This window comes from Cellvibrio fontiphilus (assembly GCF_042646205.1).
In the GTDB taxonomy this organism is placed as follows: Bacteria; Pseudomonadota; Gammaproteobacteria; order Pseudomonadales; family Cellvibrionaceae; genus Cellvibrio; species Cellvibrio fontiphilus_A.
In genome coordinates, this window is record NZ_JBHRTF010000002.1 from 700,229 (window position 1) to 716,050 (window position 15,822).

The window sequence follows — 15,822 nt, forward strand, 5'->3', positions numbered from 1 at the left end:
TTTAAAATTCATAAAAATATCTCCGTTAAAAAAGACTCCATTTTATTAGCTGAATTACAGCGGGTATGACCGATGAAAATATTATCTTTGATAATCCGGGTAGGCGTTCATCTTGCCTTGTTGTTGCCAATCGCCAACGTGTTAGCGAAACCAAATGCGCAAACAATGGCCCAATCAAACGCACGTTATCAACCCCATTCACCAGAGCAAATTATTGCGCGTTGGGATACAACTGCCGCGCAAGTAACTAACACAGCGCGGGTGATGAATGCTGATAGCATCAGCCAATTAGCGAATGCTTATTTAAGCAAAGCATCACAGCCGGGTTATAGCCATCTTTACGGTGTGGCCGAAGCGGCATTAAAACCGCAGGTTGAATCCGGCAGTAATCACTTGCCCACACTCCTGGCCTGGGCGCAGGTGCAACAACATCAACATCGTTTTGTGTTGGCGCAGCAAACGCTCAGCCTTATTTTGCAGCAGGACGCAGCGCAACCAACGGCGCTGTTATTAAAAGCGCGCTTGCATTTAATTCAGGGCGAATTATCCGCCGCCAAAAAAACCTGCATGGCCTTACTCGGCAAAGTGGATTTACTGACCCTGGGTGCGTGCAGTTTGGAAGTGCGCAGCAGTGAAAGTGAGCAGGCATTGCGCGAAAGCTATGCGCAGTTACAAGAATTAATTGCGAGCCAAGGTTTACCCACGGATGAACGCAACCTCTGGCTATTACAAATGTTGGCGGATATGGCGCTGCGTTTGAATCAACCCGAGCGCGCTCTGCAACACCTACAGCAAGTTAGCAATAAAAATTCACTCAGTTATTGGGTGCAGTTGGCTGATATTAATTTGGCGCTGGGCAATTCGCCTGCGGTAATCCAGCAATTAACGCCTTTAATAAATAATGCGCCGCAGCAGGACGATGCACTGTTGTTACGCCTGGTGATAGCGGAAAAAAATCTGCTGCAGGATTCGCCAATACACGAACAACTTACGCAGCGAATGCAGTTGCGCATCGCACGCGACGATCAAGCGCATGCCGCTGACGTGGCACTGTTTTTTTTGCAAGTACAACCGGATGCACAACAAGCGCTCTACTGGGCTGAACGCAATTGGCAACTGGCGCGGGAAGCGAGCGATAAATTATTGCTGGAGCGTGCACAACAAGCCGTTGCGCTTAATCTGACTCATTTGCAACAGGAGAGTTAAGCGTGACGCAAATAAAAATGTTGCATAGATTTTTTGTACTGCTGTTGATCAGCTGCGCTTTCACCAACCATGCTGCTGCCCACCAACTCAGCACCGCCTACGCGAATGTGCAAATTAATTCACAGGGGTTAGTAACCGGTGAGCTGCAAGTGCGCCTGTATGATTTGGAGCGTGCGCTACTGGTAGATGTGGATGGCGACGGCCAATTGCGCTGGCAAGAATTACAAAACCGTGCCGATGTAGTAAAAAAATATTTAACCAACCACTTTCAATTAGCACGCGGCAGCGAGTGCCCAGTGGTATTGGGCGATGACTGGCAAATTGATGCGTATTTTGATGAAGCTTATGTGGTAATTCCGCTGCGTGCGCAGTGTTCACTTGCTGGCGATATAGCTGTTCACTACAGCGCAATCTTTAAAGAAGATGCCGACCATAAATTATTGCTGACGCTTTCCAGTACCAGCGCTAACAAATCATCCAGCATCAGAGTGCTGGACGATACGCAGCGCCAGATTAATTGGCAGGCAGAGCAGGGCAGTAAACTTGCAACGCTGGGTGAATTTATTTATCAGGGCGTGCTGCATATTTGGATTGGCCTGGACCATATTTTATTTTTGCTGTTGTTATTAGTCGCCTGTGTGGTAGAGCGGCGCAACCATCGCTGGCAGGCGGTTAGCAATAATCGGCAAATTATTATTAACGCTTGCTGGATTGTCACTGCATTTACCCTCGCGCATTCCATCACCCTGACACTCACGGCGCTACACATTATTCAACTGCCGAGTCGCTGGGTGGAATTGGGCATTGCAGTTTCGGTATTGCTGGTTGCGCTCAATAATATTTTCCCCCTGTTGCTGCGTTTGGGTTGGCTCACCTTCGGGTTTGGTTTGCTGCACGGGATGGGTTTTGCCGGCGTTTTAGGTGAATTGGGTTTGCCTGCTGATCAACAACTGTTGGCGGTGTTGGCCTTTAATCTGGGTGTGGAGTTGGGGCAAATGGCAATCGTATTACTGCTGTTACCAGTGTTGATGTTATTGCGTCATTACCTTTGGTATGCGCGCTACGCTTTGAGTGGCACCTCGGCAGTGATTGCGTTGGTGGCAGTGCAATGGATTTTACAGCGCTGGGCAGCCTAGGAAAGTGATGATGAAAAAAATACCGTATTTTTTTGCAGCGATTCTTATTCCACTTTACGGTAGCGCCAGTGAGCCGGAGCGACTTGCGCTTGCCACCGCGACAAGGCCAATGCCGGCGCTGGAGAATTTAGTGGTCTACGGTCATCGTTTGAATTTAGTGGGCAGCAGTTTGGCGGCCGCAGAGGGTGTTATCGGCAGCGCTGAAATTGCCAACCGACCACTTGCGCGCACCGGTGAAATTCTGGAAATGGTTCCCGGTATGGTGGTTACCCAACACAGTGGTTCTGGTAAAGCGAACCAATATTTTTTGCGCGGTTTTAATTTGGATCACGGTACTGATTTTGCCACCAGCATCGACACTATGCCGGTGAATATGCGCAGCCACGGCCACGGTCAAGGCTATACAGATTTAAATTTTATTATCCCGGAATTAATTCACACCATTCATTATCGCAAAGGCCCTTACTACGCCGAGGTCGGTGATTTTTCCGGTGCAGGAGCCGCAGCGTTTGTATTAAAAAATACCTTGGATATCAGTGAACTGGCGCTTACCGCGGGTGATTACGGCTATCAGCGTTTATACAGCGCGACACAAATGGTTATTGATGATGGGTATTTATTAGTGGGAATGGAGGCGCAAGCTTACGCGGGCCCTTGGCAAGATATTGATGAAGACCTGCACAAAACCAATCTGCTTGCGCGTTATTCATCGCGCCTTGCCGGCGGTGAATTTTCACTGACGGCGATGGGCTATCGCAATCGTTGGAACTCGGCCGATCAAATTCCACAGCGCGCGGTGGAGCAGGGCATGATTAACGCACTGGGCTCACTGGATACCGATGTCGGCGGTGATGCCAGCCGTTACAGTCTGTCAACACAATGGGTGAATCCCAATTGGTCGATCAGCGCTTACATGGTTGATTCAGCATTAAACTTATTTTCCAACTTCACCTATTTTCTGGATGACCCGATTAACGGTGACGAGTTTGAGCAAGTGGATGATCGTCAACTGCTGGGTGGCGAGCTGGTGCGCAACTGGCAAAGTGATGTCGCTGGAAAATCCGCGACCCATAAACTCGGTGTGCAAATTCGCCATGATGCCATTGATGAAGTGGGCTTGTATAAAACCCGCGCGCGCGAACGTTTGTCTGCGACGCGCGTGGATGCAATTGATGAAACGTCGCTGGCGCTTTTTGCGCAGAGCGATATTCAACTACGCGAGAAAATTCGTGCTCATCTGGGCGTGCGTCATGATTATCTGCAAGTAGAGGTAGGCAGCGATCTTGCACAAAACTCCGGCAGGGCATCAGATGACATCACTACTATTAAAGCGGGTGTGAGTTATAACTTTAGCGATAGGTTTGAAACCTATTTCAACTTTGGTCAGGGTTTTCATTCCAATGATGCACGCGGTGCAACGATTGTGATTGATCCACTATCGGGTGAGTTGAGTAAACCGGTGGATTTATTATCGCGCTCGCAAGGGGCCGAGCTGGGTGCAAAATTATTTGATAACCGCCGCTACAGTATTTCCACCTCGATTTGGTATCTGGCACTGGATTCAGAATTATTGTTTGTGGGCGATGCGGGCAATACCGAGGCAAGTCGCGCCTCTGAGCGCTCGGGTATTGAAATCGCCAGCTATGTCTGGTTTGCCGATGGCTGGAGCTTGGACACCGAACTGGCCTGGACCTACTCGCGTTTTAGCGAACAACAAGCCGAGCAAGGCAAGTATGTGGATGGTTCGCTGCCGTTTGTCGCCAGTGCCGGCGTGAGTTATGCGCCGGCAGCACAGGGCTTTCATGGCAATTTGCGCTACCGCTATTTTGGCGCGCGGGTTCTGGACAGTTTTCATCAGCAGCGCGCGTCGTCCACCAGTGTGGTTAACCTGGGTTTAGGCTATCGCTGGGCGCAGTGGTCGCTGGGGTTGGATCTGCTCAATCTGGCCAACAGCCGCGATCACGACATCACCTATTTTTACCCCTCGCGTCTGCCGGGCGAGGTGGACGAGGGAGTGGAGGATGTGCATTTTCATCCGCTTGAACCGCGCAGTGTACGTTTGTCGGTGCAGCGTGATTTTTAGCCCAGCAGCATGGCAATACTGATCTGGCTCACAAAACCCTTATTTTTCCCTGCCATTTAATCCCCACAAGCGACCACTGGCTGCTCAACTTCTAGCCAGTGGCGCGATTTTCGGCTTTAATGCTTATCTGCATAAAATAATTATGTAATTACCCAAGGTTTATTTCGCTGGGTTATTACTGACAACAGACGAGATAAGCGCTATGGACATCAGATCCCTGCATCGCCAAATGACCCATTACAACCGCTGGAAGCGCCAGTTGGATGAGCGTTTGCAGCGGTTTGAACACTGGGGCAAGGCGCACAGCCTGTTTGGCCAGAGCATGGACAAAACCCTGCATCGCGCTCGTCAATTGCTGCGCGGCGAGAGTTTTACCATCGCCTGTGTGGGCGAATTTTCGCGCGGTAAAACCGAGCTGATTAATGCCTTGCTCTATGCCGGCGGCGGTCGTCGCCTGCTGCCCTCCCAGCCGGGGCGCACCACTATGTGCCCGACCGAAATCTTCTGGGATGCCAGCCAGCCCACCAACTGCGTGCGGCTTCTGCCCATCGAAACCCGCCGCAGTAATACCAGCCTGCAAAGTTTTAAACGCATCCCGCAAAAATGGGTAACTATCCAGTTCGATGCCAAGGATTACGAGCAGACGCGCGCGGCCATCAATCAGGTATCGGCGAGCAAACAAGTCAGCGTTGCAGATGCCATCAAACTCGGTTTTGCCGAGGATGAATTGGGCGAGCGCGATGCCCAGGGCATGGTTACTGTGCCCGCCTGGCGTCATGCGCTGATCAGCCTTGACCATCCACTGCTGCGCCAAGGCCTGCGCATTGTGGACACGCCCGGCTTGAATGCGCTGGGCAACGAGCCTGAACTCACCTTAAAAACCCTGCCCGATGCCCAGGCGATTCTGTTTTTGCTCTCCGCCGATGCCGGTGTTACCGCTAGCGATATGGAAATCTGGCGCGAGCATATCCAGGGTCTGCGCGATAACAACTGTACGGCAGTGATTGCGCTGCTCAACAAAATCGATAGTCTGTGGGACGACCTGACCCCCGCCGATGAAGTAGACGCGAGTGTGAACCGCCTGCGTCAATTGACAGCGCAGCAACTTAATCTGGCACCGCAACATGTGGTGGCGCTCTCGGCCAAACAGGGCTTGCTAGGCAAGGTGGGGCGCAACCAAGCGCAGCTGCTGCGCAGTAATTTCCCGCAACTGGAATCCATGCTGGCGGAAGCGGTGCTGCGCAACCAGCAGCAGATTATTGGTCACGCGCTGATTGGCGACAGCTACGCCATGATCATCAATACCCGCAGCGCTCTCGCCAAACGTATCGCCGAATGTGAGGCAGAGCTGGAAAGCCTGCGCACCACAGCGCCGGAAGCGGCGGCGACTAAATTGCAGGAGCTGCGCGATACCATTCGCCGCACCCATCACGAATACCACAAGCAGTCCCTGGCGCTGCGCACCAGCCAGCGGTTATTGGAATCGCAACAGCTGGCGCTGGTCGCGCCTATTAGTACCAGTTTGCTGGACAAACAAATCAGCGAGGCGCACCAAAGCCTGGCGCAGAGCTGGACGACCCTCGGGCTGGCCCGCGCCATCGCCAGTTTTTTTGATGCGGTGGATAGCAATATCAGCCATTTGGAGCGGGAGATTGAGCGCTGCAACCGGGTGCTCACGTCTATTTATGAGCGGCCGGAACACAGTTTGCCGGGCGATGATTTGATGATGCGCCACCTGCTGAAAATCCAGAAGCAGCGCCGCCAGCTGCGCCAGTTGCAGACCCGCGCCGAGGAATTCCGCAAGTCGCTCACCACCGTGCTCACCCACAAAAGTGCGCTTATCAGCCGCTTTATCAATACCCTGGTGCAGGAAGTGCGCGCGGTTTATGTGGATCTGCAACAGCACATCAACCATTGGATGCAGGAAGCCCTGGCGCCCCTGTTCCATAAAAACCAGTACCAAAAGCAGTTGCTGGAGCATCACATGTTGCGCCTCACGCAGATGCAGGCGCAGCGCAACAGCCACGCCGAACAATTGCAAAACCTGCAAACCAACCTCTACCAACTGCAAACCGCGCTGGTGAGCATAGAGCCGCTCTACCGTGAAATCCTGGCTGAGCCCCTGGAGCCGGAATTGATGGATGACGCACCCATCGCCCAGCCGGGCGCCCGGGTAGTGCCCTTTGCCAAAACCAAACAGGCACAGCAAGGCAAGGCCTAAACTCTGCCTTGCAGCAGGCAGGTGCTCTCTTTAGACTGTCGCATCATTTATTGTCGATGGGCGTGCCGCCGAGGCGCGCCCTTGCTGCGCTAAGAGATCACCATGCCAAACCAATTACCTGCCGACTCGGTGGGTCTTGTTACTCCCCAAACCCACCAGTTCACCGCGCCGCTGTTATTAGCCTGCGGCAGAACGCTGGATAGCTACGATCTGGTCTATGAAACCTATGGCCAGTTGAACGCTGCCAAATCCAACGCGGTGCTCATTTGCCATGCGCTCTCCGGCCATCATCACGCCGCCGGTTATCACCGCATGGACGACAAGCGCCCCGGCTGGTGGGACGCCTATATCGGCCCCGGCAAACCCATAGATACCAACAAGTTTTTTGTGGTGGCGCTCAACAATATTGGCGGCTGCCACGGCTCCACTGGCCCGCGCTCCATCAACCCCGCTACCGGCAAAGCCTGGGGCGCGGATTTCCCCATGCTGCGGGTGCGCGATTGGGTCGCCAGCCAAGCGCGTTTGGCCGACGTGCTGGGCATTGAGGTCTGGGCGGCGGTTATTGGCGGCAGCCTCGGCGGTATGCAGGTGATGCGCTGGACGCTGGACTACCCCACACGGGTGCGCCACGCGGTGGTGATCGCCTCGGCGATGAAACTCTCCGCGCAAAACATCGCCTTTAACGAAGCGGCGCGCAAGGCGATTATCAGCGACCCCAATTTTATGGACGGTGATTACCTCGCCCACAACACCATTCCCAAAAACGGCTTGGCGGTGGCGCGCATGATTGGCCACATTACTTACCTGTCCGATTACGCCATGGGCGAAAAATTTGGCCGCGATTTACGCAGCGGCAGTTTTGAACTCGGCAATGACGAACCGGTGGAATTCCAAATCGAAAGCTACCTGCGCTATCAGGGCGACAGTTTTGCCAATAGTTTCGATGCCAACTCCTACATTCGCATCACCAAAGCGCTGGATTATTTTGATTTGGCGCGCGAGTTCAACGACGACGCGGTCGCCGCCTTCAAACAAACCCAGGCCAAATTTTTGGTGATTTCCTTCAGCACCGACTGGCGTTTTGCGCCCGAGCGCTCCCACGAAATTGTCAACGCACTGGTCGGCGCCAATCGCCCGGTGACCTACGCCGAAATTGAATCCAAACACGGGCACGATGCGTTTTTATTGCCCGATGAGCGCTACCAGCAAGTGTTTGGTCGCTACCTTGCGGGAGTGGAAGTCTGATGCGTATTGATCTCAACGAAATCCAACACTGGATTAAACAAGGCAGCCGCATTCTGGATTTGGGTTGCGGCGATGGCACCCTGCTCAAATTTTTAATCGACACCAAACAAGTGCAAGGTTACGGCTTGGAAATTGATGCGGCACAAATCAATGCCTGCATCGACAAAGGTTTAAATGTGATCGAGCAAAATTTGGATCGCGGCCTCGGCAACTTTGCCGATAAAAGTTTCGACACAGTGCTCATGACCCAAGCGCTACAAACCCTGCATTTTCCGCATTTGGTGTTGGATGAAATGCTGCGGGTGGGCAAGGAATGTATTGTCACCTTCCCCAACTTTGGCCACTGGAAAGCACGTTTTCATTTGGCCACACGCGGGCGTATGCCGGTATCAGATTTGCTGCCCTACGAGTGGTACAACACACCCAACATTCACTTCTGTACCTTCAAAGATTTTGAAGTGCTCTGCCGCGAGCGCAATATCAAAGTGATCCACCGCCAAGTGGTCAACGAACAGTCAGGACAAACCCTGAAAGATTTTATGCCCAACCTGTTCGGCGAAACGGCGATTTATCATTTGAGTAAATAACAGCGATTGAGCTGGAGGATTATCACCATGAAAAAATTATGGTTGCTAGTGTGCGCAACGCTGTTTGCATTCACCGCGCAGGCGCAAGTCGATCAACCGAAAGAAATTGCGACTACGCAAATCTTTGGTGATTACACCGTTCACTATAATGTGTTTAACAGTACCGATATTCCGGCCAAGGTGGCAGACGTGTATAAACTGGTGCGCGGCAAAAATCGCGCGCTGGTGAATATTAGTGTGACGAAAACCGAGAATGGTGTGACCAGTTTGGGTTTACCTGCAGAGGTGGCCGGTGTGCGCCGCAATTTAATGCAGCAGCGCCAGACCTTAACATTTATTCAAGTGAGTGAAGGCGAAGCAACTTATTATCTCGCTCCCTTTGTGTTTAATAATGAAGAGCTGTTGCATTTTGATATTGAGTTAAGTGTGAATGGTGTCGCCAAGCCCATGAAATTAACCTTTAATCGCACGCTTTACAGCGATAATTAACGTTCGTTTGCAACAACAAAGGCGCCTGCGGGCGCCTTTTGTTTCTGTTGATGATTCAGGAAAACATAATGCAAAAAATTGTTTTAGCCAGCGGCAATGCCGGAAAGTTGCGCGAGTTCCAACAGCTGCTCAGTGGTTGTGGTTTTGCCGTGGTGCCGCAATCAGATTTTTTTAGTGAGAACGCCGAAGAAACCGGTTTAACCTTTGTGGAAAACGCGATTATTAAAGCGCGTTATGCCTGTGAAAGAACTGGCTTGCCCGCCATTGCAGATGATTCTGGCATAGAGGTAGATGCACTCAATGGTCGCCCCGGTATTTACTCCGCGCGCTATGCCGGCGAGGGCGCCAAGGATGCTGACAATAATGCAAAATTGCTGCAGGAATTAACCGGTGTTCCCACTGAAAAACGCACGGCGCGTTATCACGCGGTGCTCGCATTTATGCGTCACGCGCAAGACCCAACCCCGATTTTATGTCACGGTATTTGGGAGGGCGTTATTCTTGAGGAGCCGCGCGGTGAAGGCGGTTTTGGTTATGACCCGCTATTTTTTGTGCCTAGTCACAATTGTGCGTCGGCCGAGTTGGATAAAACCGAAAAAAATCGCATCAGTCATCGCGGCAGAGCCATGCAAGAGTTGCTGCAAAAATTATCGGCGTTAATAGGTGCACAATAATATGTCACTGCAATTACCGCCACTCGCACTTTATGTGCATGTGCCCTGGTGTATTCGCAAGTGCCCCTATTGCGATTTCAATTCCCATCAAGCCAATAATGACATTCCCGAAACTGAGTATGTCAATGCGCTGCGCGAGGATTTACAGCAGGATCAACCTCTTGCACAAGGGCGCAAGCTAAGCAGTATTTTTTTTGGTGGTGGCACACCGAGTATGTTGTCGGCGCAGGCGATTGGGCAGATTTTAAAAGATGCCGAAACAATTATCGGTTTTGAAACGGATATTGAAATTACCCTGGAGGCAAATCCCGGTACTTTTGAGCAGGAAAAATTTGCCGGTTTTCGCGCAGCCGGCGTCAATCGTTTATCCATTGGCATTCAAAGTTTTAAAGATCAGCAATTAAAATTACTTGGCCGTGTACATGGGCGCGCTGAAGCCTTGCGTGCCGTCGGCGTCGCGCGCAGCGCCGGGTTTGACAATATCAACCTGGATTTAATGCACGGTTTGCCTGAGCAATCAGTGGCGGCGGCGCAAGCGGATTTGCAGCAGGCGATTGAACTCGCGCCGGAGCATCTCTCCTGGTATCAACTCACCATCGAACAAAACACCGCGTTTTATTCCGCACCGCCGGTACTGCCAGAGGAAGAAATTCTGGCCGATATTCAAGACGCCGGCATTGAATTACTCGCCGCTGCCGGTTACGCGCAGTATGAAATTTCTGCCTACGCGCGGCAGCAAAAACGCGCGCGTCACAATATGAATTATTGGCAGTTTGGCGATTACCTTGGCATAGGTGCCGGTGCGCATGGCAAGGTGAGTTTTCCGGCGCAGAATAAAATTTTGCGCTTATGGAAAACCCGTTTGCCTAAACACTATTTAGAGGCGATGACAGCGCAAAAAATTTCTACCAATCTCGGCGGCCATCAAAATAGTTTTGGTGCTGGCAGTGATTTATTGTCGCCCGCGGCCCTGCCGCTGGAATTTATGATGAATACCCTGCGCTTGACCGATGGCGTACCGCAGGATTTTTTTAGCGCGCGCACCGGGCTTGATTGGCAAGTGGTTGAACCCATTTGGCAAAGGCTCAGCCAACAAGGTTTGGTCGAAACGGTTCAGGGAATTATTCGCCCAACGGCCCTGGGGCGACGGTTTTTGAATCGCGTGTTACAGGCATTTATGCACGAAAACCCCTGAACCCAAGCTCCGGTGCAGGTGCCGGAGCTTGCGCTGTAAACGGTTGCGATAATCAGGGCGCGGTCACCAGGGTTTTATCCTGCAGTTTTAACTCCACCCACACCAGGTTGGTTTGCTCTTGCATGTTCTCGCCCCGCGCTTTGAGGCAGCGGAAAATTTTATTTTCATGTTCTACCACGGCGCCCAGTGAGTAGCCCTGCTTTTTATGGATGCATAATTTGCCTTCATCCGCTTGTTGCCGGGTGTCGGCGGGACTCAGGCCGTGGTGTTCGTGGCCCTCATGCCCGGCATGATCGCTGTGGGAAAAAACAACATTCGCAAACAAAAGGCTGCTGGCTAGCAGACCGGTTTTTATCCTCTTCATCTCGATTTCACTCTTTTGCAATTGGAAAGGGTTATGGTTTTATTAAATCCCCCAGAGCTGCATGAGAGTGAATATAAAGCAATCTGGCTGACTGCGTAATATTGGGTAAAAATTATTGTGCTGAAGCCTGATCGGGGTCATTTTCGTCACCGCTTATTATTAATAAACGACTACAACAAATCCCCAAAAAGGAGCGACTATGACCACAACACGCCGAGACTTTATAACTACTGCCGCCATCACCGGTGCCGCCCTGGTGGCCGGAGATGCACTTGCCAAACCGGTTGCTGGAGACAATGCAATGCCCAAATTGTTACACCACGTTTTTTTCTGGTTAAAAAACCCGGAGTCAAAAGAGGATCTGGAAAAATTAATTGCCGGCGTGAAATCACTCGCGGCTATTGAAACGGTGCGCAGTATTCATGTGGGTGTGCCTGCCTCTACGGAAAAGCGCGAGGTAGTGGATAACTCTTACCATGTGTCTGAATTGCTGGGTTTTGATGATGTGGCCGGGCAGGACGCTTACCAAATTCATCCGTTACACAAAAAGTTTGTGGATGAACACCAGCATCTGTGGAGCAAAGTAGTAGTGTACGACGCGCTCGCGGTTTAATTTTCTGGCTAAACGGCAGACAAGAAAAAACCCGCGGTGAACAAACACAGCGGGTTTTTTCTTGGCGCAATACTGCAACGCTGCGCAGATAAAAACGATCAGTTACAGCTCGATGTCGTAGTCGATAATGACTGGCATATGGCTGGAGAACTGTTGGGTTTTATAAATGGTGGCGTATTCCACCTTGCCGCCCAGACTGTTGGAAACCACATGAAAGTCAGTGCGCCAGCCATCGCCGTCACCTTTCTCTCCATTCGGCCACCAGCTGTATTCATCGCTGTCTTTGTTGACCTTGCGGAAGGCATCCACGTAGCCGATCTGGTTAAACAATTGGCTCAACCACTGGCGCTCATGGGGCAAAAAGCCCGAGTTGTGTTGGTTTTTGGCGCTGTTGCTCACATCTTTCGGCGTATGGGCCATTTGCCAGTTGCCACAGAAAATATACTCGCGACGTTTGCGGGTAATTTTGTCCAGATGGGCTTGGAAATCGTCAAAGAATTTGATTTTTACTTCCTGGGATTCCAGTTCCGAGCTGGCGCTGGGCGCAAGCAGTGAGCCAACACTCAGTTGTTCAAAATCTACTTGCAGGTAGCGGCCTTCCATATCCACACCGGACGCAAAACCCAATCCGTAAATGAGCGCTTTGGGTTGTTGGCGGGTATAAATGGCAACACCGTTGTAGTGTTTGGTGCCTGAATCAAAAAAGTAGGCGTGGTAGCCCTTGAGTTGGAACTCAGGTTTTTCCAGCTCACGCTCAAGTGCGCGCAGATCCTGTAAGCAGATGAAATCTGCATCCTGATTGGCGAGCCAAGTGTATAGGCCGCGTTGCGCCGCCTGAAAAATGCCATCGACGCTAAGACTGATAACTCTCATGTTAGCCCCTTGATTACGGACTGTGTATCATACCCGAGCTTGGTGTGATTGTGTTACCGCTACGGTTGGGTTTTTTGTGGTAGGTGTTACTATTTTTCACATCCTTACATTTGGCTTAAAGGGCTACACCAAATGCGGACCCCACTCATGGTTGGGGTCTCGTTGTCTTTATTTGTAAGTTAAAACTTAGTTCATTGTCGGATACTTTGCATGGAAAAATACCAATTTGACTTCATTCAGCTTGCAGTCAAACACCAGGCCCTATGCTTTGGTGAATTTTTGCTCAAGTCCGGGCGCACCAGCCCCTATTTTTTTAACGCAGGTCGCTTCCAGACCGGTCAGGCGCTGGCTGAGTTAGGTCGTTACTATGCGGCGGCGGTCACGGCATCTGGCGTGGATTTCGATATAGTTTTCGGCCCGGCCTATAAGGGCATACCGCTGGCGGCCACCACCGCAATTGCTTTGGCGGATCAACACGGGCGCGACTTGCCCTACTGTTACAATCGCAAAGAGGCCAAGGATCACGGCGAAGGCGGTACTCTGGTAGGAGCGCCGCTGCAGGGAAAAGTTCTGATTGTGGATGATGTCATTACCGCTGGCACAGCCGTGCGCGAAGTCATGGCTATTATTAATGCAGCCGGGGCAAAACCGGCTGCAGTGCTAATCGGTTTGAATCGCCAGGAAAAAGGCCAGGGTGAACTCTCGGCCATCCAGGAAGTAGAGCAGACCTTCGGGATTCCGGTCATCAGTATTATCAATTTGAATCACATCATCGACTATCTGCAAGGGCAGGCAGGGCAAGAGGCGATGGTGGAAAAAATCAAAACTTACCGCGCAACCTACGGTGTGGATCTGGCGTGATTCACCTGCAGTTGTCGGTAGGGCTAACAAGGTGAAAAGTGCAGATGCGTAAGCTGTTGGTGGTTTTTGCGATTGGACTGATGTTTGCGCAGGGGGTTGCGGCACAGGCTAACAAGCCGGGCAAGGTAATTTATCGCTACAAAAACAGCGAGGGAGTCACTGTCATGGACAGCAACATTCCCGCTGAGTTTGTCAGTAAGGGTTATGAAATTATCAGTATTACCGGCAAGGTGATTGAGGTAGTTCCGCCTGCGCCCGCTGCTGATTTGGCTGCAAAAGCACAGCAAGAAAAAGCCTCGCGTGAACAGCGCGAGCGCGAAGATATACAGTTGCGTCGCAGCTACAGCAATGTGGCTGATATTGATGCGGCCAGAGAGCGCAACCTGGAAAGTTTGCGCGGAAATATTAAAATTTTGGAAGCCAATTTAGCCTCAGCCAACAAACGCTTGCAGGATTACCAGTCACAGGCTGCTGCAATCGAGCGCAGTGGTCGCCAGTTGCCCGAGGACTTACTGAAAAGTATCAGCAACCTCACGCAGGAAGAAAAAGATATCCAGTTGCAGATCCAGCAGCGCGAGCAGGAATATAACGATGTCTCGCAGAAATTTGAGGATGACCGCAAACGGTTTATTGAAATCACTCAATAAAACCGCATAAAAAAACCGGCAGACGCCGGTTTTTTTATGCCTGTACTTCACTGGTGATTAAAAATCCCTGGGCGATCAGCTGCCATTGTTCCGACCAGTGATCGGTAGGGCGGCGACGGAATCCGGTGCGTACAAATTCAGCAATACGACCATCTACCAACGCGATCAATAAATTAGCCGCGGCAACTATGGGTAATTGAGGATGAACACCCTCACGCAGTTCAGCCTCGCGCAGGATTTGTTTGAGCTGGGTTTCTACGCGATCAAAAAATTGCTCGATGCGCGTGCGCAGGCGCTCGGTTTCACCGGTGAGTGCATCGCCGGTTAACAGGCGGGTTAAACCCGGGTTGCGCTCGGCAAAGGTGAGCAACAGGGTGAGAATTTTTTCGCAGCGTTTGAGGGTGGATTTTTCCTCCGCCAAAATCAGCGTAATGCGCGAAAAAATAGTTTCTTCAATAAATTCAATTAATCCCTCAAACATTTTTGACTTGCTGGGAAAGTGGCGATAGAGCGCCGCTTCCGATACTCCCACGTCCCGTGCCAGCGCCGCCGTGGTAATGCGCTCGCCAGGGCTGGCTTCCAGCATCGCCGCGAGGCACTCCAGAATTTGCTGGCGGCGCGGCGTTTTATTGGTAGTGCTAGTCATCAATGCCTCCATTCAAAAAGCAGCAGCCGTCGGGCCGCTGCTGCAATAGGCCATCAGTTTTTGCTTTTATTGGTGATCAAGGTGCCTACACCGGCATCGGTAAAAATCTCCAATAGCACGGCGTGATTCACGCGGCCATCCACAATGTGCGCGCTGGTCACACCACCTTTTACCGCATCCAACGCACAGGCGATTTTGGGCAACATGCCGCCGTAAATAGTGCCATCGGCAATTAAACCATCGACTTGTTCAGTGGACAGGCCGGTGAGTACATTGCCCTGTTTGTCCTGCAGGCCGGAAACGTTGGTGAGCAGCATTAATTTTTCAGCGCGCAAAAACTCGGCGATTTTTCCGGCGACCAAATCGGCATTGATATTGTAAGAGGCGCCGTCTTCGCCTACGCCGATGGGTGCAATCACCGGAATAAAATCGCTGTTAATCAGCATGTCGATCACTGAAGTATTCACATTTTCCACTTCGCCTACATGGCCAATATCCAAAATTTCCGGGGCCAGCATCTCGGGGGTTTTGTGGGTGACGGTGAGTTTTTTAGCGCGAATTAATTGGCCGTCTTTTCCGGTCAAACCAATTGCCTGACCGCCATTGCGATTAATCAGGCTCACAATTTGTTTGTTCACTGTGCCGCCCAAGACCATTTCTACCACGTCCATGGTGGCGCTATCGGTCACGCGCATGCCGTTGATAAATTCGGATTTGATATTGAGTTTTTCCAGCAGGCTGCCGATTTGTGGGCCGCCGCCGTGTACGACCACCGGGTTCATACCCACCAATTTCATCAGCACTATGTCGCGCGCAAAACTGTTTTGCAGTTCTTCGCCTTCCATGGCGTTGCCACCAAATTTCACCACCACGGTTTTGCCGGTAAAACGCTGGATGTAGGGCAGGGCTTCAGTTAATACATTGGCGATATTCATCGCTGATTCGCGGTTCAAAGACATAAGTCAAATATCCTGTAAGTCAA

16 protein-coding genes are annotated in these 15,822 nt (G+C 51.5%); 12 read left to right on the top strand and 4 right to left on the bottom strand.

The genetic code is table 11. The features are described from left to right. Positions 1 to 72: 72 nt before the first annotated feature. The 9 genes from ACFODX_RS04880 to hemW all read left to right on the top strand — a co-directional run bounded on the left by ACFODX_RS04880 (position 73) and on the right by hemW (position 10,836). A complete protein-coding gene (locus ACFODX_RS04880) occupies positions 73 to 1,206 on the top strand; it encodes a tetratricopeptide repeat protein (protein WP_378116627.1) in 1,134 nt (377 codons plus the stop codon). Positions 1,207 to 1,208: 2 nt separating this feature from the next. Continuing rightward, positions 1,209 to 2,342, top strand: coding sequence for a HupE/UreJ family protein (locus tag ACFODX_RS04885; RefSeq protein WP_378116629.1), 1,134 nt, complete (start codon positions 1,209 to 1,211; stop codon positions 2,340 to 2,342). A gap of 10 nt (positions 2,343 to 2,352) precedes the next feature. After that, on the top strand, positions 2,353 to 4,425 hold the full coding sequence (locus ACFODX_RS04890) for a TonB-dependent receptor (protein ID WP_378116631.1): 2,073 nt from the start codon (positions 2,353 to 2,355) through the stop codon (positions 4,423 to 4,425). A 202-nt stretch (positions 4,426 to 4,627) separates the two neighbouring features. Then, entirely contained in the window at positions 4,628 to 6,646 is a 2,019-nt protein-coding gene (locus tag ACFODX_RS04895) for a dynamin family protein (protein ID WP_378116633.1), read from the top strand. Positions 6,647 to 6,748: 102 nt separating this feature from the next. Continuing rightward, the gene (gene metX, locus ACFODX_RS04900; RefSeq protein ID WP_378116636.1) at positions 6,749 to 7,891 is read left to right on the top strand and encodes a homoserine O-succinyltransferase MetX; all 1,143 of its coding nucleotides are present in this window, start codon (positions 6,749 to 6,751) and stop codon (positions 7,889 to 7,891) included. After that, positions 7,891 to 8,478, top strand: coding sequence for a methionine biosynthesis protein MetW (gene metW / locus ACFODX_RS04905; protein ID WP_378116638.1), 588 nt, complete (start codon positions 7,891 to 7,893; stop codon positions 8,476 to 8,478). Before metX ends, metW begins: the two co-directional genes overlap by 1 nt. Positions 8,479 to 8,505: 27 nt before the next feature. Then, positions 8,506 to 8,967, top strand: a complete 462-nt coding sequence (locus ACFODX_RS04910; RefSeq protein ID WP_378116640.1) for a DUF4426 domain-containing protein — start codon at positions 8,506 to 8,508, stop codon at positions 8,965 to 8,967. A 68-nt stretch (positions 8,968 to 9,035) separates the two neighbouring features. Continuing rightward, positions 9,036 to 9,641, top strand: a complete 606-nt coding sequence (locus ACFODX_RS04915) for an XTP/dITP diphosphatase (protein ID WP_378116642.1) — start codon at positions 9,036 to 9,038, stop codon at positions 9,639 to 9,641. Position 9,642: 1 nt separating this feature from the next. Next, positions 9,643 to 10,836, top strand: coding sequence for a radical SAM family heme chaperone HemW (hemW, locus tag ACFODX_RS04920; protein WP_378116644.1), 1,194 nt, complete (start codon positions 9,643 to 9,645; stop codon positions 10,834 to 10,836). Positions 10,837 to 10,888: 52 nt separating this feature from the next. Here the strand turns inward: hemW and ACFODX_RS04925 are convergent, their stop codons facing one another. Next, a complete protein-coding gene (locus tag ACFODX_RS04925; RefSeq protein ID WP_378116646.1) occupies positions 10,889 to 11,200 on the bottom strand; it encodes a DUF1496 domain-containing protein in 312 nt (103 codons plus the stop codon). A gap of 199 nt (positions 11,201 to 11,399) precedes the next feature. Here ACFODX_RS04925 and ACFODX_RS04930 point away from each other — a divergent pair, with 199 nt between their 5' ends. Beyond that, the gene (locus ACFODX_RS04930; RefSeq protein WP_378116648.1) at positions 11,400 to 11,813 is read left to right on the top strand and encodes a Dabb family protein; all 414 of its coding nucleotides are present in this window, start codon (positions 11,400 to 11,402) and stop codon (positions 11,811 to 11,813) included. A 102-nt stretch (positions 11,814 to 11,915) separates the two neighbouring features. On the opposite strand, the gene ACFODX_RS04935 is transcribed toward ACFODX_RS04930, so the two are convergent. Next, entirely contained in the window at positions 11,916 to 12,686 is a 771-nt protein-coding gene (locus ACFODX_RS04935; protein ID WP_378116650.1) for an exodeoxyribonuclease III, read from the bottom strand. Positions 12,687 to 12,896: 210 nt separating this feature from the next. Here ACFODX_RS04935 and pyrE point away from each other — a divergent pair, with 210 nt between their 5' ends. Next, positions 12,897 to 13,547, top strand: coding sequence for an orotate phosphoribosyltransferase (gene pyrE / locus ACFODX_RS04940; protein WP_378116652.1), 651 nt, complete (start codon positions 12,897 to 12,899; stop codon positions 13,545 to 13,547). Between the two features lie 44 nt (positions 13,548 to 13,591). Then, positions 13,592 to 14,194, top strand: coding sequence for a hypothetical protein (locus tag ACFODX_RS04945; RefSeq protein WP_378116654.1), 603 nt, complete (start codon positions 13,592 to 13,594; stop codon positions 14,192 to 14,194). 34 nt (positions 14,195 to 14,228) lie between these two features. Here the strand turns inward: ACFODX_RS04945 and slmA are convergent, their stop codons facing one another. Next, complete coding sequence (gene slmA, locus ACFODX_RS04950; RefSeq protein WP_378116656.1) at positions 14,229 to 14,840, bottom strand: nucleoid occlusion factor SlmA; 612 nt, start codon at positions 14,838 to 14,840, stop codon at positions 14,229 to 14,231. A gap of 53 nt (positions 14,841 to 14,893) precedes the next feature. Continuing rightward, positions 14,894 to 15,799 (bottom strand): acetylglutamate kinase, encoded by a 906-nt coding sequence (gene argB, locus ACFODX_RS04955; RefSeq protein ID WP_324257399.1) that lies wholly within the window; start codon positions 15,797 to 15,799, stop codon positions 14,894 to 14,896. Positions 15,800 to 15,822 lie beyond the last annotated feature (23 nt).

Excerpts from the sequence above, each read along its gene's own strand:
- ACFODX_RS04880 (WP_378116627.1), top strand. The coding sequence starts at position 73 with ATGAAAATATTATCTTTGATAATCCGGGTAGGCGTTCATCTTGCCTTG.
- ACFODX_RS04925 (WP_378116646.1), bottom strand. The coding sequence starts at position 11,200 with ATGAAGAGGATAAAAACCGGTCTGCTAGCCAGCAGCCTTTTGTTTGCG.
- metW (WP_378116638.1), top strand. The coding sequence starts at position 7,891 with ATGCGTATTGATCTCAACGAAATCCAACACTGGATTAAACAAGGCAGC.
- hemW (WP_378116644.1), top strand. The coding sequence starts at position 9,643 with ATGTCACTGCAATTACCGCCACTCGCACTTTATGTGCATGTGCCCTGG.
- ACFODX_RS04915 (WP_378116642.1), top strand. The coding sequence starts at position 9,036 with ATGCAAAAAATTGTTTTAGCCAGCGGCAATGCCGGAAAGTTGCGCGAG.
- ACFODX_RS04935 (WP_378116650.1), bottom strand. The coding sequence starts at position 12,686 with ATGAGAGTTATCAGTCTTAGCGTCGATGGCATTTTTCAGGCGGCGCAA.
- ACFODX_RS04895 (WP_378116633.1), top strand. The coding sequence starts at position 4,628 with ATGGACATCAGATCCCTGCATCGCCAAATGACCCATTACAACCGCTGG.
- ACFODX_RS04910 (WP_378116640.1), top strand. The coding sequence starts at position 8,506 with ATGAAAAAATTATGGTTGCTAGTGTGCGCAACGCTGTTTGCATTCACC.
- metX (WP_378116636.1), top strand. The coding sequence starts at position 6,749 with ATGCCAAACCAATTACCTGCCGACTCGGTGGGTCTTGTTACTCCCCAA.
- argB (WP_324257399.1), bottom strand. The coding sequence starts at position 15,799 with ATGTCTTTGAACCGCGAATCAGCGATGAATATCGCCAATGTATTAACT.
- ACFODX_RS04945 (WP_378116654.1), top strand. The coding sequence starts at position 13,592 with ATGCGTAAGCTGTTGGTGGTTTTTGCGATTGGACTGATGTTTGCGCAG.
- slmA (WP_378116656.1), bottom strand. The coding sequence starts at position 14,840 with ATGACTAGCACTACCAATAAAACGCCGCGCCGCCAGCAAATTCTGGAG.
- pyrE (WP_378116652.1), top strand. The coding sequence starts at position 12,897 with ATGGAAAAATACCAATTTGACTTCATTCAGCTTGCAGTCAAACACCAG.
- ACFODX_RS04930 (WP_378116648.1), top strand. The coding sequence starts at position 11,400 with ATGACCACAACACGCCGAGACTTTATAACTACTGCCGCCATCACCGGT.
- ACFODX_RS04890 (WP_378116631.1), top strand. The coding sequence starts at position 2,353 with ATGAAAAAAATACCGTATTTTTTTGCAGCGATTCTTATTCCACTTTAC.